The 21,015-nt window shown below is 41.1% G+C and carries 16 protein-coding genes; 10 read left to right on the forward strand and 6 right to left on the reverse strand.

Annotated features, from left to right (window positions below):
- Nucleotides 1–18: 18 nt before the first annotated feature.
- The 4 genes from D2V08_RS05105 to D2V08_RS05120 all read right to left on the reverse strand — a co-directional run bounded on the left by D2V08_RS05105 (nt 19) and on the right by D2V08_RS05120 (nt 7,583).
- Nucleotides 19–2,778: a TonB-dependent receptor gene (locus D2V08_RS05105; protein ID WP_119606992.1), complete on the reverse strand. Its 2,760-nt coding sequence runs from the start codon at nt 2,776–2,778 to the stop codon at nt 19–21.
- A gap of 208 nt (nt 2,779–2,986) precedes the next feature.
- Nucleotides 2,987–4,834, reverse strand: a complete 1,848-nt coding sequence (gene glmS / locus D2V08_RS05110) for a glutamine--fructose-6-phosphate transaminase (isomerizing) (protein WP_119606993.1) — start codon at nt 4,832–4,834, stop codon at nt 2,987–2,989.
- 125 nt (nt 4,835–4,959) lie between these two features.
- Complete coding sequence (locus tag D2V08_RS05115; protein WP_119606994.1) at nt 4,960–6,768, reverse strand: DUF4270 domain-containing protein; 1,809 nt, start codon at nt 6,766–6,768, stop codon at nt 4,960–4,962.
- A gap of 5 nt (nt 6,769–6,773) precedes the next feature.
- The gene (locus tag D2V08_RS05120; protein ID WP_119606995.1) at nt 6,774–7,583 is read right to left on the reverse strand and encodes a glycogen/starch synthase; all 810 of its coding nucleotides are present in this window, start codon (nt 7,581–7,583) and stop codon (nt 6,774–6,776) included.
- A gap of 102 nt (nt 7,584–7,685) precedes the next feature.
- Between D2V08_RS05120 and panC the strand changes: the two genes are divergently transcribed.
- The 6 genes from panC (at nt 7,686) to D2V08_RS05150 (ending at nt 14,721) form a co-directional block, all read left to right on the forward strand.
- Nucleotides 7,686–8,534 carry a pantoate--beta-alanine ligase gene (panC, locus tag D2V08_RS05125; RefSeq protein WP_119606996.1) on the forward strand — a complete coding sequence of 283 codons (849 nt, stop codon included), beginning with the start codon at nt 7,686–7,688 and terminating at the stop codon, nt 8,532–8,534.
- A gap of 12 nt (nt 8,535–8,546) precedes the next feature.
- On the forward strand, nt 8,547–8,897 hold the full coding sequence (panD, locus tag D2V08_RS05130; RefSeq protein WP_119606997.1) for an aspartate 1-decarboxylase: 351 nt from the start codon (nt 8,547–8,549) through the stop codon (nt 8,895–8,897).
- A 3-nt stretch (nt 8,898–8,900) separates the two neighbouring features.
- Nucleotides 8,901–9,866 carry a lysylphosphatidylglycerol synthase transmembrane domain-containing protein gene (locus tag D2V08_RS05135; RefSeq protein ID WP_119606998.1) on the forward strand — a complete coding sequence of 322 codons (966 nt, stop codon included), beginning with the start codon at nt 8,901–8,903 and terminating at the stop codon, nt 9,864–9,866.
- Between the two features lie 25 nt (nt 9,867–9,891).
- Nucleotides 9,892–11,034 carry an alpha/beta hydrolase gene (locus tag D2V08_RS05140; RefSeq protein ID WP_119606999.1) on the forward strand — a complete coding sequence of 381 codons (1,143 nt, stop codon included), beginning with the start codon at nt 9,892–9,894 and terminating at the stop codon, nt 11,032–11,034.
- 122 nt (nt 11,035–11,156) lie between these two features.
- The gene (radA, locus tag D2V08_RS05145; protein WP_119607000.1) at nt 11,157–12,515 is read left to right on the forward strand and encodes a DNA repair protein RadA; all 1,359 of its coding nucleotides are present in this window, start codon (nt 11,157–11,159) and stop codon (nt 12,513–12,515) included.
- 49 nt (nt 12,516–12,564) lie between these two features.
- Entirely contained in the window at nt 12,565–14,721 is a 2,157-nt protein-coding gene (locus D2V08_RS05150) for an outer membrane protein assembly factor BamB family protein (RefSeq protein WP_119607001.1), read from the forward strand.
- Nucleotide 14,722: 1 nt separating this feature from the next.
- On the opposite strand, the gene D2V08_RS05155 is transcribed toward D2V08_RS05150, so the two are convergent.
- Nucleotides 14,723–15,763, reverse strand: a complete 1,041-nt coding sequence (locus tag D2V08_RS05155; RefSeq protein ID WP_119607002.1) for an NADP(H)-dependent aldo-keto reductase — start codon at nt 15,761–15,763, stop codon at nt 14,723–14,725.
- Nucleotides 15,764–15,823: 60 nt separating this feature from the next.
- On the reverse strand, nt 15,824–16,588 hold the full coding sequence (locus D2V08_RS05160) for an exodeoxyribonuclease III (RefSeq protein WP_119607003.1): 765 nt from the start codon (nt 16,586–16,588) through the stop codon (nt 15,824–15,826).
- Nucleotides 16,589–16,721: 133 nt separating this feature from the next.
- Between D2V08_RS05160 and D2V08_RS05165 the strand changes: the two genes are divergently transcribed.
- Genes D2V08_RS05165 through D2V08_RS05180 form a run of 4 tightly spaced genes read left to right on the forward strand, consistent with a single transcriptional unit; the run spans nt 16,722 to nt 21,000 of the window.
- A complete protein-coding gene (locus D2V08_RS05165; RefSeq protein ID WP_119607004.1) occupies nt 16,722–17,276 on the forward strand; it encodes a cysteine hydrolase family protein in 555 nt (184 codons plus the stop codon).
- A gap of 34 nt (nt 17,277–17,310) precedes the next feature.
- Nucleotides 17,311–18,414 carry a Gfo/Idh/MocA family protein gene (locus D2V08_RS05170; RefSeq protein ID WP_119607005.1) on the forward strand — a complete coding sequence of 368 codons (1,104 nt, stop codon included), beginning with the start codon at nt 17,311–17,313 and terminating at the stop codon, nt 18,412–18,414.
- An 11-nt stretch (nt 18,415–18,425) separates the two neighbouring features.
- The gene (locus D2V08_RS05175; protein ID WP_119607006.1) at nt 18,426–20,507 is read left to right on the forward strand and encodes a TonB-dependent receptor family protein; all 2,082 of its coding nucleotides are present in this window, start codon (nt 18,426–18,428) and stop codon (nt 20,505–20,507) included.
- A 10-nt stretch (nt 20,508–20,517) separates the two neighbouring features.
- The gene (locus tag D2V08_RS05180; RefSeq protein ID WP_119607708.1) at nt 20,518–21,000 is read left to right on the forward strand and encodes a GyrI-like domain-containing protein; all 483 of its coding nucleotides are present in this window, start codon (nt 20,518–20,520) and stop codon (nt 20,998–21,000) included.
- The last annotated feature ends 15 nt before the right edge of the window (nt 21,001–21,015 follow it).

Genomic DNA, 21,015 nt, shown 5'->3' on the forward strand with positions numbered 1-21,015 from the left:
TTGCTTGTTTACTGTTCTTTAAGGATTTATGGTCCAAGACAAATAGTATATGGAACCGATAAATCCTGTACCGATTGCGGTGTAGTATTCATCACCCAAAAGATTAGATCCACCCAATTTAAAAATAGATTTCATTGAAGGAACCGAATAGTTTATCTGTGCATCCAACACCGTATACGCCGGAATATCCCCATCAGCAAAAGAGGCTTCCCAGTAATAGCTATCGCTCCAACGGTAATTTACGTTAAATCCAAAGTTTTTGAAAAGTGCGGCATTACCAAACGATGCCTTAACCTTATGCTTTGGTGTATTAAAGTTGGTCCTTACGTCTGGGTACTTTCCTTCATCAATATCCAACTCGGCAAATGTATAGTTTACCCCAAGATCAAAGTTTCCAAGCTTCGTATCTACACCAACGGTACCTCCGTAAGAGTTGATATCTGCTTCGGAATTGGTATATGTTTGATATACTTGATAATCCCCGTTCTGAAGTGCCAACAACGAAAGACCTCCATCACCAGCTTCTCCATAAAAAGGAACCGCCGTTGTAGTGTTGGCCAAAAAGTTAGAATAGCTATTGTAGTATCCACTTAAATCTATCGTGAATCTTCCAACTTGCGCCCTATAACCAGCTTCAAATGCCGTAATTTCTTCCGGTTGTACCAAAGGAGTGTTCACCGCCTCGGGTGCTCCAGCTTGTAATGAGCTAGTGGAATAGGCGTTTTCATAGGCTGCACGACCGACAATTTCTACCGTGGATTGACCTGTAAGGGCCTGACCGCTTTCGCTAACATTAAAAGTTCGTACATCTCTATCCAAGTTGTCCGGTGCAGAACCTACCAAAATTGCTCTACCTGCATTCAAGCCAATAAATAAATCCTGTGTTGTTGGATTTCTAAAACCTTGCTGCACAGAAACCCTTAGGTTATGGTTTCTCTCCTCTCCCAAAGTATAGGCGAATGATACTCTTGGTGAAAGGAATCCATCAAAAAACTCATTTTTATCGTAACGCGTAGAACCTGTAAACTTTAAACGGTCGTCCAAAAATTTCTTCTGTACTTGAAGATATGCACCATATTCGTTGTATTTGATAGGGCCATCAATATCTGTAAAGATGGTTCCTTGGGAGTTTAATTCGTATTCCCTGAAAGAACCTCCAATTTGAATATCAGCCCAATCATCAATTAGGTGTGCAATATTGTAGTTACCGTTTACATGACGGAATTTGGTCTTATCAATAAATTTGGCACCCGTAGTTAAATCACCATTATTGATTACACTGTTAAAGACACTTTCAAAACCAGGTGTCCCAGGTATCAACCTTCCTTGGTCGGCAGCTTGTCTTCCAACAATATGTGCTTGAGCGGATGCTTGTTCTGGCGAAAGCCCAGCTCCTTGAATGCCTCCTAAATATGTAGGAATATAAGCCCCTGCATAATCAGTAAACCATTGTGTATCCGATTTCCAGGCTCTGTTTACGTTAATCGCTGCAAAACGGGTATCGTAAGCGTCTCCAGAATTTTCGGAAACAATATACCCTCTAACAAAGAAGTTATCATTCTTAATTTCCAGCCTGTGTTGTTGCATCGTAAATCCGGCCACCGCATAACGGTTGGCTCCTTGATAAATCGTGGTACCTCGACCAATTCTACTGTTCAGAATTACTTCTAGATCATTAGCAAAAGGCCTATAATGCAAGGCAAAATCTGCTTTTACACTTTCCGCATTGTAATTGGCCAAATCAGCTTCATCATAACCTGTTCTGGAAATTGTTGCAGACCCAACAGTTCCCGTGGGGAATCCAGCGGCTGCATCAAAATCCAAAGTTGTTGAAACTTCATCACCATATACATTTAATCCATCGTAAGCGGGATTGGAACGGTCAGCGCCAGGATTGTTCAAATCCATTCGGCTGTTGGCGTGCCAGTCTTCACCGTTAAGCACTGATAAGTTTGCTTTAACTGCTAATTTATCACTAAAAGCATGAGCGGCGCGTACACCAAAATCTTTGTAAAAATTGCTTCCGGCAGCTTCTTGATCAGTAAATCCAGCCTTAAAATAAGCACTTATCCCTTGAAAATCGAACGGGTTTTTACTGGTCATAAATAGGATACCGTTAAAGGCACCTGCACCATATAGAGCTGAGGAAGCTCCTGGAAGGATTTCCACACTCTGAACATCCAATTCGGACATACCAACAAGGTTACCCAGTACAAAGTTTAGACCGGGAGCGGTGTTGTCCATTCCATCTACCAACTGTAAAAATCTATTGTTGGCAAAGGTGGCAAAACCTCTGGTGTTTATGGATTGAAAGGTTAAACTATTGGTATTAATGTCGACTCCTTTTAAATTTTGCAGGCCACCATAAAAAGATTCTGCGGTGGTGTTCTTAATTTCCCTAAGTCCAAATCTTTCAACGGATACGGGAGACTCAAATATACGTTCCGGTGTCCTTGACGCCGAGATTACAATTTCGTCCAGCAACGTATTAGCTTCCAAAAGTGTAATGGTAAGCGTCTGGTTGTTCGAAGTCACATTCGCTGTAAAATCAGAGAAACCAATGCTGGAAAATTGAAGCTGAAATGGGGGCTCTTCATCAGTATTAAAGGTAAAATTTCCATCAAAGTCCGTAGTGGTTCCTTCTGCTTTACCTACCAAGATCACGTTAGCTCCTGGAATAGGTTCATTATTTTCATCAACTACCTTTCCCTGTACGGTGGTCTGACCATAAGTTGCCAAACCCAACAGCATTAGGGAAACAAACATAAGTTTTTTCATTTGCTATGGATTAGAGTTAATTTAGTTTTTGTGCATGTTAAGTATCAAGCGGGAAGATACATTTTTTTTTATTCCGATTATACAAATTTGAAAAAAATTATGCATGCATAATACTTTTTTGGCAAAAAAATGTATTTAAATCTACGTTTTCAATAAAAAAGGCGCTGAAAACAGCACCTTTTCTATTTAATCCTATGTTTTGATATTGCTACTCAACCGTAACCGACTTCGCCAAGTTTCTTGGTTGGTCCACATTACAACCTCTCATAACAGCAATATGGTATGACAACAGTTGTAACGGTATTGTTGTTAGTAATGGAGATAGGCTTTCTGAAGTTTCTGGGACCTCGATTACATGGTCTGCCAGTTCTTTTACCGTTTGATCTCCTTCGGTTACTATAGCAATAATCCTACCTTTTCTCGATTTAATCTCTTGAATGTTACTAACCACTTTCTCGTAGTGCCCTTTCTTGGTGGCGATTACTACAACCGGCATTTGCTCATCAATCAAAGCAATGGGTCCGTGTTTCATTTCAGCAGCAGGATAGCCTTCTGCATGGATATAGCTAATCTCCTTTAATTTTAGGGCCCCTTCCAAAGCAACGGGGAAATTATATCCTCTTCCTAAGTATAAACAGTTAGCCGAATCTCTATACGTTTCGGATATTTCCTCAACCAAAGGATTGGACAACAATGCTTTTTCAACCTTTGCAGGAACCGCTTCTAGCTCTGCCAAATATTCTTGATACTTAGACTGGGAAAGTGTTCCTTTTTCTTGTGCCAATTTTAAGGCTATCAAGGTCAGTACTGTAATTTGTGTAGTAAATGCCTTTGTGGAAGCCACTCCGATTTCTGGGCCAGCGTGGGTATAGGCACCGGCATGGGTTTCTCGGGCAATGGATGAACCTACTACATTACAAACACCAAATACAAATGCTCCTTTTTCTTTGGCCAGTTTAATCGCTGCCAAAGTATCGGCCGTTTCACCAGATTGAGAAATGGCTATAAGTATGTCATTTTCGGTAATAACAGGATTTCTATACCTAAATTCTGAAGCATATTCTACCTCAACTGGAATTCTTGCCATATCCTCAAAGATATATTCCGCCACTAAACCGGCGTGCCAAGATGTACCACAGGCAACAATTATAATTCTATTGGCGTTAAGGAATTTTTCCAGGTTCTGGTCTATTCCTGCCATTTTTATAATACCCTTATCTGCCAATAACCTTCCTCTGTAAGTATCCTGTATAGCTTTAGGCTGCTCATAGATTTCCTTGAGCATGAAATGATCGTACCCTCCTTTTTCTATTTCTTCAAGGTTGAGCTGCAGTTCCAAAATATTTGGATAGGCGATAGCATCGTCCTTGATTTTACGTAGCTTAATTTCTTTACCAATCCTTACAATTGCCATTTCTTCATCTTCGAGATACACGGCATTGTTGGTAAATTCGATAAAAGGAGAAGCATCAGAGGCAATAAAATATTCATTTTCCCCGATTCCGATAGCAAGTGGGCTACCTAATTTGGCCACAACAATTTCATCTGGTTTGTTCTTATCAAAAACAGCAATGGCATAAGCTCCCACAACTTGGTTCAATGCGATTTGAACGGCCTTGCCCAGCTTTACCCCCTCTTTGTTCTTGACCTCTTCAATTAAGTTGATCAACACCTCAGTATCCGTGTCAGACTCAAAAGTGTAGCCTCTTTTAACCAAGGCTTGTTTAATGGATTCATAATTTTCGATGATTCCATTATGTATAATGACCAAATCGCCGGAATTAGAATAATGGGGATGGGAATTCACATCGTTGGGAACTCCATGGGTTGCCCAACGCGTATGGCCTAAACCTAACTTTCCATTTGTAGGAATGGAGCTTTCGACCTTGTTTTTTAAATCTTCAACCTTGCCTTTGGTTTTGGTAAGATGGATGTTTTCTCCATCAAAAAGGGTTACTCCCGCACTGTCGTACCCTCTATACTCAAGTCTTTGTAGACCCTTTATAATAACTGGATAGGCATCTCTATGACCAATATATCCGACAATTCCACACATAAGATTTTTTTAAGTTAACAACCATTTGGGGGAATGGTCATCAAATTTAAAATGTATACGTTAAAATACGCTGTTCTGGTTCTTTAAAACGATAAACGTTCAAAAAACAACGATAAATACGATGTTTAATTGGCCTCGGTGTAGTAAATTTCCAATTTGAGTTTACTTGACTCCTCTCCCGGGGCCACATTGCTTCCATAGAGGACCGTGCCCAATGGGCTAATAGCAGCACCAATTGGATAATCGATTCCTTGCATATCGCTACCGATTGCTTCTTGGACACCAATAAGGTTAATATTAGGAGTCAAAGTCAACCCTAATTTAGCGTTTGTAGAATCCCTGACAATAATATTGTTGATATGTTCTGTAATGCGAATTGTATACTTTACACCCAAATCATTGTCAGTTTCTAGCAGACCACTATGATTCTGAAAATATCTCAATGAATTTTGACCAGAATTAACCAAAGGATCCTCATTAGAGGCATCAAACAGAGGTCTATTGGTTTCTGCATTGAACAGATAAAGCCTTGGCGGCTCCACAACAGAGGCACCCAATGTTTCTCGATCCACATAGAAAACCAAATTAGCTTCGTTAATCACCCAATTGTTCTGTTTTATTTGATTGATTATTGCAGAACCACCGTTCTCCACTTCATCGAACAACCTTACTTCAGCCAAGGTAGTTCCACCCTTTACAAATATTCTGGGGGCGTTTTCACCACTATTAAGGGCATTTTCAATTTCTGGAGGCAACATTTCATTCTCAAAAACATTTACGGCATTTCCAAATATCCCAGCTTGAGAACTCTCCAGAAAGTTTAGGACAAAATCCTTTTCAGCGGTTACAGTCTCCTCGGTTTCCGGGTCATAGTCATCGTACTCGTAGGTAATGGTAATATTGGCTTCGGTCAAATCCAGCAAGAACATCAGCTGGTCCATATCCGTCCCGGACAAATGGATTCCTCGGATAAAATTTTTAAAATTGGAACTGCTCAACAACTCTGGTTGACCTTCCTTATCCAAAATATTCTGTTGGAAAAAGTCAGGATTCAAAGGAATTCTTATCCCGGGAGCTATCCGTGAATCCACAACAGTTTGCGACTCGTCCACATCTTCGGTGTCTGGGTCATCCTCGGCATAAATCAACATTTCCGTATCATCAATTACTACGGTTTTCTGACCATCTATGGTAAGTTCCTCTCCTATAAAAGAAGAAAAATCCTGATTGGAATAATATTCTTGTGCTTCTTCAAAATTGGAATTTGGGTCTAGGTCGCGAAGAAAATAATTAGACTTTGAGACCACCAAATCAAAAGTTTGATTTCTATCCCCATAAATACTATCCAAATCAAATCGATTTGCATAAATATTGGCAACAAAATCATCCCCTGTTCCATCTTCTGTGGCGTCGTAAGGATTCGACCCTATGACACGCTCTTGGCTATCGGTAACGCCATCTCCATCATAGTCGGAATTAGGATCTTCCGCATCATCACCACTTTCCAAGGCATCTGGAATACCATCTCCATCGGAATCAGGTGTGGGAGCTGTTTGAAACGGGATGTACAAATAGACTTCTTTTACCGTCTCATTTTCCTGATCGTTATCGGCTTCGTCTTCACTTGCCTGACTAAAATCTCCAAAAGTTGGAGAAACGTTTGGCAGTGAAAGCTGGGAAATGATACTGGCCTTCCTTTGGCCATAAACAGGATCCTCAAAAATTCCTAACTGATATAAGGGAAGCCTATTGGTTTGTACAGCCGTAATCCCTTTATTAAAAGCAAAAACCTCATACTCTACTTTGCCTGTACTAAAGGGTTCTCCTGCAACAACACCCTCACCAATGGTATCCAATTCCTCTTCACAAGAAGCAATTAGTAAAAGCAAAGTTCCAACTATTGCTGAAACTTTGGTAATCTTGGAAAATCTCATTCAATCTATTTTAAAACCTCTGTGTTATAGAAATTTGTATATGCTTCCTCTGCTTCCTGAAGTGGAACATAGGGCAAAACAGGTACGGAAAGATTATCAATATGGTTTTTTAAGTCCTCTGACAATTCCTCCGCGGCTAAAATAACGGCATCGGAATGATCTACGGCAACCTTTAACAAATTATTATATTCGGGTTTGGACAAGGCGGAAATTTCTTCCTTATCAATACCATCAAAAGCAATTTTATCTATCATGGCACTATCCAGCTCTCCTTCAAAATCTTTCCCATAAACGGAAGTAACTATTCTACTTTCAGAAAACAATGGCTCATCCGCGTAGTATTTTCGCAGGTAAAGTGGCACCATCGAAGCCATCCAACCGTGTACATGGATGATATCTGGAGACCAATTCAACTTTTTAACCGTTTCAACAACTCCTTTTGCAAAGAAAATTGCTCGTTCATCGTTATCTGGAAACAAATTGCCATCAGCATCTGTAAATGTGGCCTTTCTTTTAAAATATTCATCATTGTCTATAAAATAGACTTGTATCCGCTCTTTAGGAATAGACGCAACCTTAATAATCAAGGGCATATCCATATCATTGATCACCAGGTTCATCCCCGATAAACGTATTACCTCATGTAATTGATGTCTCCTTTCGTTAATATTTCCATACCTGGGCATAAATATCCGTATTTGCCCACCGCTACTGTTCACCATTCTAGGCGCTTCGTACGACATTAAGGAAACAGGATTCTCTGGGAGGTAGGGAACTAATTCAGAAGATACAAACAATACCTTTTTACCATTCATAAACACTTTCTTTTGTTTATCTGAAAAACATAGCTGCAAAAGTACAAAAATTATGCTGATTAGCAGTATTTATAGTATTTTTGCACCCTTTTGTACCTGTATATGAAGATATTCGACCGTAAAAAAGAACTGAACGCCTTTACTTTGGAAGAGCGTAAAAAAGATCGTACGATTGGTCTTGTGCCTACTATGGGCGCACTCCACACAGGTCATATCTCATTGGTAAAAAAAGCCCTTTCAGAAAATGATCTGGTTGTTGTAAGCATTTTTGTAAACCCTACTCAATTCGACAAAAAAGATGACTTGGAGAAATATCCTAGAACTTTTGAAAAGGATATTGAACTATTAACACAGGTTTCGGAATACATTGTGGTTTTTGCACCCACAATCGATGAAATCTATGAAGGAAAACTTGAATCAGAATCTTACGAGTTTGACGGTTTGGACAAAGTAATGGAAGGGGAGTTCAGAACAGGTCATTTTGATGGTGTCGGTACCATTGTAGAGCTTTTATTGAGAACAGTGGCTCCCGACAAAGCCTATTTTGGGGAAAAAGATTTTCAGCAATTGCAGATTATCCGAAAAATGGCCGAAATCAAGAAATTGCCCTATACCATTATTGGTTGCCCCATTGAAAGAGAGCCACATGGCTTGGCAATGAGTTCCCGCAACGAAAGACTCTCAAAAAATACCCGCGAACAAGCTAATTTTATTCACAATACGCTACAAACTGCCAAAGCCAAATTTGGCATGAAAAGTGCTACATATATAATGGATTGGGTAAAATCCGAATTTGAGCAACATCCTTTGTTTGACCTGGAATATTTTGAAATTGCCGACGAGAATACATTGACTCCAGCTTTAAAAATACAGGACAACCAAAAATACAGGGCGTTTATTGCCGTTTACGCAGACGGCGTACGCTTAATTGATAATCTAAGATTGAATTGATAATTTTGCACCATGCAAGTAGAAGTCGTAAAATCTAAAATTCACCGAGTAAAAGTTACCGGAGCAGACCTTAACTATATAGGAAGTATCACTATAGACGAAGATCTTATGGATGCCGCCAACATAATTAGGGGCGAAAAAGTGCAGATCGTAAACAACAACAACGGTGAGCGATTGGAAACTTATGCCATTCCAGGGCCAAGAGGTTCAGGAGAGTTGACCCTTAACGGTGCCGCTGCCAGAAAAGTGGCCGTAGGTGACGTATTGATCCTTATCACTTATGCTTGGATGGATATTGAAGAGGCAAAAACATTTAATCCAGCATTGGTGTTCCCTAACGAGGAAACCAATCTACTCAAGTAAATTTTGGGCAATTCCCTAAAAAAATTCCTTAAAATATTTGTGCCCATTGCCTTTGGGTTGTTTTTGGTTTGGTACTCTTACAACTCCACAACACTCGAAGAGCGTGAGCAGATTATCCATTACATTTCCAACGCAAGTCCATTTTGGGTCGCTATTTCCGTAGTTATTGGAATATTGAGCCATATTTCAAGAGCCATGCGCTGGAATTACCTTCTGGAACCCCTAGGGTACAAACCCAAGATTACAAACAACGTTTTTATTGTATTAATTTCCTATTTCGCCAATTTGGGTATTCCCCGTTCCGGTGAAATCCTTAGGGCCACCGCACTCACCACATATGAAAATGTCCCTTTTGAAAAAGGGTTCGGCACCATCGTCACCGAGAGAGTCATAGATTTATTGATGCTTTTGATCATCATCATGATCACCTTGCTTTTACAAACCGATTTTATCCTCGGCTTTTTGGAAGAAAAAGGAGTGAACATTATCGGTGCTATCGGAATTCTATTTGTTGGGATTGTTGGTTTGTTTTTGGCATCTTACATCATTCGTAAATCAAAGTCACCATTCGCACTAAAACTCAAAGGGTTTTTAAACGGACTTCAAGACGGCGTGCTTAGTGTTTTCAAAATGAAGAACAAATGGCCGTTCATCTTCCACACACTTTTCATCTGGGTTGCTTATGTTGGTATGTTCTGGGTTATAAAACACACTGTGGAAGAAACCATCACACTAACCTTGGGCGAATTATTGGTAGCCTTTGTCGCTGGAGCTTTTGCTATGTCCACTACCAATGGTGGAATTGGTCTTTACCCCATAGCCGTTAGTGCTGCTCTCGGTATTTATGGCATAAGTTCGGTTTCCGGCGATGCATTCGGATGGATCATGTGGATTGCACAGACTTTAATGGTGGTAGTTTTTGGTACAATATCCTTCATTGTATTACCGTTATTGAATAGAAATCGGTAAACCCCAGCCGCCTAAATCTTAACCAATGAAAAAATGTCTATTTCTACTGATAGGCTTTACTTGCTTGAACATAAGTGCTCAAGTAAAAAAGGAAATCTTTGAATCCTTTAAATTGCAGGAACGCAGGGATGTATCCTACTATTTTCCAGAAGATTATACCGAAGAAAAATCATACCCATTAATTGTGGTTTTGGATGCAGAACATCTTTTTGACCTCGTGGTAGCCAATGTAAAGTTCCAAAGCCGTTTTGATCGTATGCCCGAAGCCATTGTGGTCGGTGTTGACCAATTGGAAAATGATTTACGATGGGAAGATTGCGCATACGAAGAAGTATCAGGTTTACCCACAGAGAAAGGAAAAAAGTTTTTCGAATTTTTAGGCACCGAATTGATTCCTTACTTGGAGACCAGTTATAACGTTGCACCCTTTAAAATGTTCGTGGGATACGATATCACTGCCAATTTTGGAAATTATTATTTATTTAAAGAACGTTCATTTTTCAACTCCTTCGTAAGTATCTCACCAGTTTTGGCCACAGAAATGGAAAGCAGGGTCCCCGCCCGTTTGTCGGAACTGGACCAGACCATCTTTTACAATTTGATTGTGGAGAAACAAGCCACCGACGATAGACAACGTATCCTACAAATGAACCTCAGCATCAAATCTATTGACAAAGAATCCCTGCATTACTTTTTTGATGAGTACGAAAATGCAGACCATACCTCTATTGCTGCTTATGGGATAAGTAAAGCTTTTGATAATGTCTTTCGGATTTACAGATCCATCACACCGGCCGAATACAAATCAGATATTTTGACTTCCGAGGAACCGGTTTTTAATTATTTGGAGAACCGATACCAAACCATTGAAGATTTATTTGGGTTTGAAAAACCTGTGGAACTCAATGATGTTATGGCTATTTATGCCGCTTGTCTAAAAAAGGAAGACTACGAGTCACTCAAACCTCTGGCCGACCTTTGCAAAAAGGAATATCCCGAAACTATGATGGGCTTCTATTTTGAAGCGGAACATTACGAATTCATCGGAGAACCCAAAAAGGCATTCAAGGCATTTGAAAAATCTTTCCAATTGGAGGAAATCGACTTTCTGACCAAGGATTTGGCCCTTGATAAAATTGATGCTCTCAAAGCAGACTTTGGATACTAGAACTTTGAATGGTTAGATAATTGGAAGGGCGCCATCTAAAAATCTGATGGTTCAAAAATCCAACAATCTGAAAAAATCATCCATGTAAATCCATATCTTTAGGCCTTCACCCAAATTAAAGAATGGCCAAGACCAAAACAGCATTTTTTTGTCAAAACTGTGGAACCCAATTTCCCAAGTGGATCGGGCAATGCTCCTCTTGCAAAGAGTGGAATACCATTGTGGAGGAAGTGGTCCAAAAAGAGGACAAAAAAAGTTGGAAAACCGATACGGTTGCCAAACAGGCCAATAAACCACTACGTGTTTCCGAAATCACCCAAGAAAAAGAACTCCGTTTGGACACCAAGGACCAAGAGTTCAACCGAGTTTTGGGCGGTGGATTGGTACCGGGCTCACTGACCTTGTTGGGCGGAGAACCAGGTATTGGAAAAAGTACATTGTTGCTTCAAATTGCACTCAATCTGCCCTATAAAATTCTATATGTTTCAGGAGAGGAAAGTCAAAGGCAGATAAAAATGCGTGCCGATCGTATTCAGCCCAACAGTGAAAATTGCTACATCCTTACCGAAACCAAAACACAGAATATTTTTCAGCAGATTTCCACTATTGAGCCCGACTTGGTCATTATCGATTCCATTCAGACGCTGCACACCGATTATATAGAATCTGCAGCAGGAAGCATTTCACAAATCCGTGAAAGTACCGCCGAGCTCATCAAATTTGCGAAAGAAAGCCACACCCCTGTTATTTTGGTGGGGCATATCACCAAAGATGGCACTATTGCAGGGCCCAAGATTTTGGAACATATGGTGGATACCGTTCTACAATTTGAAGGAGACAGAAACTATGTGTATCGTATTCTTCGTTCCCTCAAAAACCGATTCGGTTCAACCGCAGAACTGGGCATTTACGAAATGCAGGGAAGTGGATTACGTGAAGTGAACAACCCATCCGAAGTATTGATTTCCAAAAATGACGAAGACCTCAGCGGAACCGCCATCGCTGCCACTGTAGAAGGCATGCGACCCTTATTGGTTGAAATTCAAGCTTTGGTAAGCACCGCTGTTTATGGAACGCCTCAACGTTCCGCCACAGGCTTCAATGCGAAAAGATTGAATATGCTCTTGGCCGTTTTGGAAAAACGGGCAGGTTTCAAATTAGGTGCAAAAGATGTGTTCTTAAACATTACCGGCGGAATCTCCGTTGATGATCCCGCAATAGATTTGGCCGTTATGGCCGCCATCCTATCCAGTAACTCGGACATCGCAATTGAAAAAGGCATTTGTTTCGCCGCCGAAGTAGGACTTGCAGGCGAAATAAGACCAGTGCAGCGGGTAGATCAACGTATACTTGAAGCTGAAAAACTGGGGTTCTCAACCATATTTGTTTCGAAAAACAATAAGATTGGATTAAAACAATCGGGAATACAGATTCAAAAGGTATCCAAGATTGAAGATGTCGTCGCTCATCTGTTCGGATAGCCAGTGGTTGCAAGTTTCTTCCTATATTTAAGAAACTTTCAAACTTCACATGAAAAGATTTTTACCTCTTCTTTCTTTAGCTATTTTGGCTTCCTGTTCCAGCCCAAATTCAAACAAAGCAAACAAAGCCTATTTCACCACTTGGGAACATTATTTGGGTGACCCGGAGCGGACACACTTTTCCAACTTGGATCAAATCGATACGACCAATGTTTCACAATTAAAACTAGCTTGGAGTTATAAGAGTGGAGGATTACAAGAAGGCAGAACAACTCAGATACAAACCAGCCCATTAATGATAGATGGTTTAATTTACGGGGTAAATGCAGCCATCGAACTGTTCGCCATAAACGCAAAAACAGGAAAAGAAATCTGGAAATTTTCACCAAAAACCAAAGATGAATCAGGTTTGGGGCTCAACCGTGGATTAAATTATTGGAAATCGGATGGCGAGGAACCTAGCCGCATCTTTTTCTCCTCTGGACCAAAACTATACGCCATCAATATTGAAACAGGCGAACCCATTTCCTCTTTTGGCAACAACGGAAGCATAGACCTGCGAGATGGTTTGGGCAGGGACCCGAGCAAATTATCCGTGGTCTCCAACACCCCTGGGGCGGTTTTTAAAAACATACTTATTCAAGGTACCCGAGTTGGCGAAGGGCCGGGTTCCTCCCCAGGCCATATTAGGGCATATGATGTACTCACAGGTGAAACCCTCTGGACGTTCCACACCATTCCCCAACCAGGAGAATTTGGTTACGACACATGGCCTGCCGAAGCATATAAAATAGTAGGAGGCGCCAATAGCTGGCCGGGAATGGCACTGGACAACGAACAGGGTATTGTTTACATCCCAACTGGCTCGGCTGCTTTTGATTGGTACGGCGGAGACCGCGAAGGATCCAACCTGTTTGCCAATTCCCTTTTGGCGCTAAATGCCGATACCGGTGAACGCATTTGGCATTTTCAAATGGTGCATCACGATATTTGGGACCGTGATTTACCAGCACCTCCCAATTTGGTAGATATTGTTAGGGACGGACAAACCATTCCAGCGGTGGCACAAGTCACTAAAAGTGGTCATGTATTTGTATTCAACCGAATAACGGGGGAGCCCTTGTTCCCTATCAAAGAAAAAACCTATCCGAGTTCCACCTTGCTTGGCGAAAAAGCATTTGAAACTCAGCCCTTACCGTTAAAACCAGCTCCTTTTGCGCGTCAAACTTTGACGGAGGATGATTTGTATGCCCCGAACCGAACTGCTTTTGTTGATGATTTGGTTTCAGGAAATGAAACCGAGGACAATCCAACGGTGTTGGAAAAATTCAACTCCATTACATCAAAAGGGCAGTTTATTCCGATGGATACCACTGGAGTGATTCTATTCCCAGGTGCCGATGGTGGTGCCGAATGGGGCGGGGCTGCTCTTGACCCTCGTGATGGAATAATGTACGTGAATGCCAATGAAATGGCTTGGATCATTAAAATGAAAGAAATTGGCGGAGATGAAGAGGGTTCAACTATAGGACAAAGCTTGGCTCAAATCCATTGTGCTAGATGCCATGGTGGTAACTTACAGGGTTTGAACGGAATCCCTGAGCTTCAAAATGTGAAATTGCGTCTGGAATCCGATTCCATCAAAACCATTATCCAAAAAGGGCGTGGTGCCATGCCCGGAATGCCTAATCTTTCCGAAGAGGAAACCAATGCCATTACAGACTTTATATTGGATATGGAAGAGGCCAAAGACCATAGAGTGGAAAAACTAAAAGTAGATGTTCCCTATTCCGTGGCCAGTTTCGCCAGATTCAAAGATGATAGAGGTTATCCTGTGGTAAAACCGCCATGGGGAACTTTGAATGCTATCGACCTTGACTCTGGTGAATATCTGTGGACAGTGCCTTTGGGGCATGAGGAAAGTTTGGACGACCCAAATATTCCTGTTTCGGGACTGGAAAATTATGGAGGTCCCGTCGTCACCAAAGGTGGGGTATTATTTATTGCAGCAACCAAGGATGAAAAAATCCGTGCGTTCAATATGAAGACAGGCACACAACTGTGGGAAGACCAACTTCCTGCTGGGGGTTATGCTACACCTATTACCTATCAAGTTGATGGCAAACAATACCTGGTAATTTCCTGTGGAGGTGGTAAAATGGGTACGGCCTCAGGTGATGAATACCGTGCTTATGTGTTAGAGTAAATTATGGTGCAGGGTTAGGAATGGTTTTATGGATTTTCTCAATGCCATCCAAAACCTCATCGGAAAGATTTACATCAATACTTTCTATGTTTTCCTTTAGTTGTCCCATGCTGGTTGCTCCAATAATATTACTGGTCAAGAAGGGTCTGGTATTTACAAAAGCCAATGCCATTTGCGCTATGCTCAAACCATGTTCTTTTGCCAATTGGGCATACATCTCCGTGGCTTGCACAGCGGTATCTCCACTATATCTGTTGTAATTAGGGAATAGAGTTACCCTTGCTTTTCTTGGAGGAATTTCGGTCAGATACTTTCCGCTCAACACTCCAAATCCAAGCGGTGAATACGCCAATAAACCTATCTGCTCTCTCATGGAGACCTCGGAAAGCCCAACTTCAAAAAGTCGGTTTAATAGACTGTAAGGGTTTTGGATGGTGCGCATACGAGGAAGGGATTGGTGCACTTTGCTTTCTTCCAAATAGCGCATGGTTCCCCAAGGGGTTTCATTAGATAACCCCACATGACGGATTTTGCCTTCGGCAATCAAATCACGCAGTGTTTCCAAAACTTGGTGGATATTATCATCCCAGACGTCAACAGCATGGGCATTGTATCCTCTTTGTCCAAAGTAATTGGTGTTCCGTTCTGGCCAATGGAGCTGGTACAAATCAATATAATCAGTCTGCAAACGCTTTAAGCTATCATCCACGGCACTGATAATGGATTCCTTACTGAATCCTGTACTTCGGATGTGTTTGGCGGCGTATCCTGGCCCAGCTATTTTGGACGCAAGCACCACTTTATCCCGATTACCTGTCTTTTTAAACCAATTCCCAATCAGTTCTTCTGTTACCGCATACAGTTCTTTCTTGGCAGGAACCGGGTATAATTCGGCCGTATCAAAAAAATTCACACCTTGGTCCAGGGCGTAATCCATTTGTTCATGGGCCTCATCTTCATTGTTTTGGCGGCCCCAGGTCATGGTACCCAAACAAATTTTACTGATTCGGATATCGGTATTTGGAATTCTGGTGTATTTCATCTTTTAATGTTAAGGACGGTTAAAGGTACTGAAACAAAAACATCAGTCTTTACGCCAATGTTATTTTTCAACCTCCAATAAAATGGGACAATGGTCACTGTGTTTGGCTTCGGACAAAATCACGGAGCGCTTCAATCTATCTTCCAACGGCTCGGCCACCATCCCATAATCCAAACGCCAGCCCTTATTATTGGTCCGCGCATTGGCTCGGTAACTCCACCACGTATAATTGTCGGGTTCCTTGTTGAAATGTCTGAAACTATCAATAAAACCACTTTTCATAAAATCACCTATCCATTCGCGCTCCACGGGCAAAAATCCTGACACATTCTTGTTCCGAACCGGGTCGTGGATATCAATGGCTTCATGACAAATATTATAGTCCCCACATACAATAAGATTGGGGCGTTCTTTTCTTAGTTCCTCTGAATACTTTTGAAAATCGTCCATGTAGGTCAATTTAAAATCCAAACGATCCATATTGGTTCCAGAAGGCAGATACATGCTCATCACGGACAAATCGCCAAAATCGGCACGGATATTTCGTCCTTCATGGTCCATGTAATCTATTCCTGTTCCGAACTCTACATTGTCCGGCTCATTTTTACATAGTAAAGCCACACCGCTATATCCTTTTTTCTGAGCACTGAACCAATAATGGTGCGAATATCCTGCTTCTTCAAAAATGGAGGTGTCCACTTGTTCTTCCATGGCTTTGGTCTCTTGTAAACAGACCACGTCAGGACTTACAGACTCCAACCATTCAATGAACCCCTTTTTTAAGGCTGCCCGAATACCGTTTACATTATAGGATACAATTTTCATATGTTCAATTTTGTTCAAAAATAGCTATTGTAGACGGCTCCCTAAAATTGAATTTTCCAATAGGCATATCAATGAAAATAATCTCTTGTTCCATTATTTTGTTTTGCAGTACTTTTAGGTCAAATTCATCCTCATGACCGCACTTCTTTTGATTGACATCCAACTTGCACTCCAAGAAATGGAGTATTATGGCACAGAACGAAACAATCCTGAGGCAGAAGAAAATTGTGGTCGACTCCTGGGTTATTTCAGAGAAAAACAACTACCCGTTTTCCATGTAAAACACAATTCCACAAACCTTAGTTCACCGCTACATCCCAGTAAAATGAGCAACGATTTTCATCCTGCGGTACAACCCTTAATCAATGAACCTATATTTGAAAAAACGGTGAACAGCGCTTTTATAGGAACTGATTTAGAAGCACAATTAAAAGCACAAGGCATTTCCGACTTGGTCATTGCAGGGCTCACCATTGAGCATTGCATTTCTACTTCGGTAAGGATGGCCTCAAATTTGGGTTTCAACGTAGTTTTGGTTTCAGATGCCACTGCGGCATTTGATAAAATTGGGTATGATGGAAATACATACAGTGCCGACGTTATTTTTCATGCTGAATTGGCCAATTTAAAAGATGAATTTGCCCAAATTATGAACACCCAAACACTATTGAACAACCTTACCAATTAGTTCCTATTTTTATGGACTCGCTAAAAACCCCGTAATGATTCGATATATACTCATTCTATTTTTTTGCTGTTTGAACTTTTTCTTTGGGCATGCCCAAACCAAACCACTAAAAATTGGCATTGCGGGTCTTACCCATACCCATGTGCATTGGATTTTGGGTAGAGAAGATATTGGTGATATAGAAATTGTTGGCATTGCGGAATCCAATCGGGAATTGGCACAACGTTATGCAGAACAACATGGTTTTTCTATGGATCTGGTCTATAATAGTTTGGAAGAAATGATTTCGGCCACCAAACCTGAAGCTGTTACCGCATTTGGGACCATTTATGACCATTTGGAGGTCTTACAAACTTGTGCTCCCAAAGGAATTCATGTAATGGTTGAAAAACCCCTTGCCGTGAATATGGGGCACGCAAAAAAAATGAGAACGTTAGCAGAAAAATATGGCATCCATTTGTTAACCAATTACGAAACAACTTGGTACCCCTCAAACCATAGGGCCAAAGAACTGCTTGAAAATGGAAAAATTGGCGATTTGCGCAAGGTAATTGTTCGCGACGGTCATCGAGGTCCGGTAAAAATCGGTGTGAATCAAGAATTTTTGGATTGGCTACAGGACCCAGTGTTAAACGGAGGTGGCGCCATAACAGATTTTGGATGTTATGGGGCGAATTTAATGACTTGGCTTAAAAAAGGAAAAAAGCCCAATACCGTAACCGCTGTCACCCAACAACTTCAAGCCAACAACAACCCCAATGTGGACGATGATGCCACGATAATACTTACATATAACGATTGCCAAGCTATCCTGGAACCTTCATGGAACTGGCCTATCGGAAGAAAAGACATGGAGCTTTATGGCCTCACAGGGGCTATTTATGCCGACAGCCGAAATACCCTTCGCATTCGCATTGCAGAAGGTTATGATGGATTCCATGAAGAACAAATTACCCTTGAAGAACGCACTCAACCCCACAACGACCCATTTTCTTTATTTGCGGCCGTGATAAGGGGCAATATTAGTTTGGATCCTAACGATCTTTCTTCTCTGGAAAACAATATGACGGTTGTTGAAATACTGGATGCAGCCCGAGAAAGTGCAAAAAAAGGAAAAACAGTCACCCTAAAAAATTAACCTCACTTACTTTGAAACGATCCCAACAAAATACAAATAGATTTTTGCTCGGTCTACTTTTGTGTTGCTTCCATACCATTAAAGCGCAAAACACTACAAAAGATTCCATAACCCAACTGGATGAAGTGGTCTTGATCCAAGATGCCATTCCTAAAAAAGCAACAGGAATCACTTCTTCATCAAAAATAGCTGGTCAAACATTTGAACGATTCAATCCTACGGATATCCCATCTGCCATCAATCAAATTTCAGGTGTATATATCCTCTCAGGAGCTATCAACACCAACCGAATAACCATTCGGGGCATCGGAGCAAGAACTCCCTACGGAACCAATAAACTCCGAATGTACTTTAACGGTATTCCTGTGACCAATGGCACAGGTTCCTCCACAATTGAGGCCTACGATTTTGAGAATTTAGGTGCGGTAGAGGTCATTAAAGGCCCAAAGTCCACGGCTTATGGCTCCAATCTTGGCGGTGCCATTTTACTGGACACCAAAGTGTCTGTTCAAGACAAGACCCAACTTATCAATTCATTTACCATGGGATCGTACAATATGCTCAAAGATAACCTGACCTTTTCTCATTCGGAAGATGGTTTTAATTTGAGCTTTAGCTATAACCATTTAGAAACCGATGGCTTTAGACAGAACAGTCAGTTTCAGCGTGATGGATTATTATTGAACACCCAGTTCCGAACAGGGCAAAAAAGCAGTATCGTACTTTTGGTGAACTATATTGACTATACAGCTCAAATTCCGAGCTCCATTAACCAAACCGATTTTGAGGAGGATCCTACTCGTGCAGCATCAAACTGGTTGGCAGCACAAGGGTACGAAGCCAACAAATATATTTTGACTGGGCTCTCACACACCTATCAATTTTCGGAACATTTGCAAAACACCACCAGCGTTTTCTACACCTACTTAGATCATTACGAACCGAGACCTTTCAATATTTTGGACGAGTTTACCAATGGGTTTGGTATTCGGAGTCGATTTACAGGCAATTGGGGAAAAGCAGACTTTACCTTTGGTGGCGAATTTTACAAGGATGAATACGATTGGGGCACTTTTGAGAATTTGTACGAAGAAAATGATGGAAACGGTAGCTTGCAAGGAACACTATTGAGCAACAATATGGAATTCCGAAGACAGTTCAATCTTTTTGGGACCCTTACCTATCCCATCACAACTCAACTTTCCGCCCAATTGGGTCTCAATTTGAACAAGACCCATTATGATTTTAGAGATTTGTTCAATCAGGGGGAAAGCAATGCTTCGGCAATACGTGATTTTGATGCAATCTTGCTACCAAACCTAGGATTGAACTATCAACTGAAAAATGGAAAAATTTACGCCAACATAAGTAGCGGTTTTTCCAATCCAAGCTTGGAGGAAACTTTGACTCCAGACGGAATCATCAACCCAGATATTGCCCAGGAAACAGGAGTGAACTATGAGTTGGGCACAGAATGGTCTCTATTTAATAAAAGGTTATCGGCCAACATCACATTATACCGAATGAACGTGAAAAACCTACTGGTGGCCCAACGTGTCGGAGAAGACCAATACATTGGCAGAAATGCAGGAAAGACGCGTCACCAAGGGCTTGAGCTTGACGTACAATACCGAGGAAAAATATCTCAGGCCATTAGATTTTCACCTTACTTAAGTTACACCTTAAATGACCATAGTTTTGTTGATTTTGTGAATGAGGATAATGACTATTCAGGCAATCCGCTTACAGGAGTGCCAAAACATCGGTTGAGTTCGGGAATTGATTTCAGGCATAAAAATGGTTTGCAACTTAACCTGACACACCAATTTGTGGATGAAATTCCCATGACTGATGCCAATTCAATCAGTAGCGATTCCTTTAATGTGTTCCATGCCAAGCTAGGGTTCCGAACCGCTATTTCATCTCATGTCAATTTGGGGTTGAATGCCGGAATCAATAATATTTTTGATAGCAATTATGCCCAATCCGTATTGATCAATGCCGTTGGTTTCGGCGGGGCACAACCCAGGTACTATTATCCTGGAAATGGCCGAAATTATTTTGGCGGTTTGCAAGTAAACTATGTTTTTTAAATCGTTGTACATGACCCCAAGAATACAAACCTTGCCTGCCACCATGTTGGTCGGTAAAAAATCAATTACCTCTTTTGCCAACAATAACACGTATAAACTGTGGCAGAGTTTTTCTCCCCGTAAAATTGAAATAGAACACTCGATCAACAATGATAACTACGCAGTGGAAATTTATCCCACCACTACATTTTTTCAAAATTTTGACCCCACAAGCCAATTTGAAAAGTGGGCTGCCATTGCTGTTTCCAAAATAGAGGAAATACCCAAGGGCATGCAAAGCTTGACCATTCCTGAGGGATTATATGCCGTGTTCCCATACAAGGGAAAACCTAGTGAAGCCATGAAAACTTTCAGATACATCTACTCTGAATGGCTCCCGAATTCGGAATATGAAATAGATAGCCGACCCTATTTTGCACTTATGGGCGACAAATACAAAGGGGAACACTCGGAATCTGAGGAAGAGTTTTGGGTTCCTATCAAGAAAAAGTGATTCATTTTCGGATTT

The organism is Flagellimonas lutimaris (assembly GCF_003581615.1).
Taxonomy (GTDB): Bacteria; Bacteroidota; Bacteroidia; order Flavobacteriales; family Flavobacteriaceae; genus Flagellimonas; species Flagellimonas lutimaris.

What these genes read in the sequence shown, in the direction of transcription:
- D2V08_RS05105 (WP_119606992.1), bottom strand. Translation starts at nt 2,778, where the DNA reads ATGAAAAAACTTATGTTTGTTTCCCTAATGCTGTTGGGTTTGGCAACT.
- glmS (WP_119606993.1), bottom strand. Translation starts at nt 4,834, where the DNA reads ATGTGTGGAATTGTCGGATATATTGGTCATAGAGATGCCTATCCAGTT.
- D2V08_RS05115 (WP_119606994.1), bottom strand. Translation starts at nt 6,768, where the DNA reads ATGAGATTTTCCAAGATTACCAAAGTTTCAGCAATAGTTGGAACTTTG.
- D2V08_RS05120 (WP_119606995.1), bottom strand. Translation starts at nt 7,583, where the DNA reads ATGAATGGTAAAAAGGTATTGTTTGTATCTTCTGAATTAGTTCCCTAC.
- panC (WP_119606996.1), top strand. Translation starts at nt 7,686, where the DNA reads ATGAAGATATTCGACCGTAAAAAAGAACTGAACGCCTTTACTTTGGAA.
- panD (WP_119606997.1), top strand. Translation starts at nt 8,547, where the DNA reads ATGCAAGTAGAAGTCGTAAAATCTAAAATTCACCGAGTAAAAGTTACC.
- D2V08_RS05140 (WP_119606999.1), top strand. Translation starts at nt 9,892, where the DNA reads ATGAAAAAATGTCTATTTCTACTGATAGGCTTTACTTGCTTGAACATA.
- radA (WP_119607000.1), top strand. Translation starts at nt 11,157, where the DNA reads ATGGCCAAGACCAAAACAGCATTTTTTTGTCAAAACTGTGGAACCCAA.
- D2V08_RS05150 (WP_119607001.1), top strand. Translation starts at nt 12,565, where the DNA reads ATGAAAAGATTTTTACCTCTTCTTTCTTTAGCTATTTTGGCTTCCTGT.
- D2V08_RS05155 (WP_119607002.1), bottom strand. Translation starts at nt 15,763, where the DNA reads ATGAAATACACCAGAATTCCAAATACCGATATCCGAATCAGTAAAATT.
- D2V08_RS05160 (WP_119607003.1), bottom strand. Translation starts at nt 16,588, where the DNA reads ATGAAAATTGTATCCTATAATGTAAACGGTATTCGGGCAGCCTTAAAA.
- D2V08_RS05165 (WP_119607004.1), top strand. Translation starts at nt 16,722, where the DNA reads ATGACCGCACTTCTTTTGATTGACATCCAACTTGCACTCCAAGAAATG.
- D2V08_RS05170 (WP_119607005.1), top strand. Translation starts at nt 17,311, where the DNA reads ATGATTCGATATATACTCATTCTATTTTTTTGCTGTTTGAACTTTTTC.
- D2V08_RS05180 (WP_119607708.1), top strand. Translation starts at nt 20,518, where the DNA reads ATGACCCCAAGAATACAAACCTTGCCTGCCACCATGTTGGTCGGTAAA.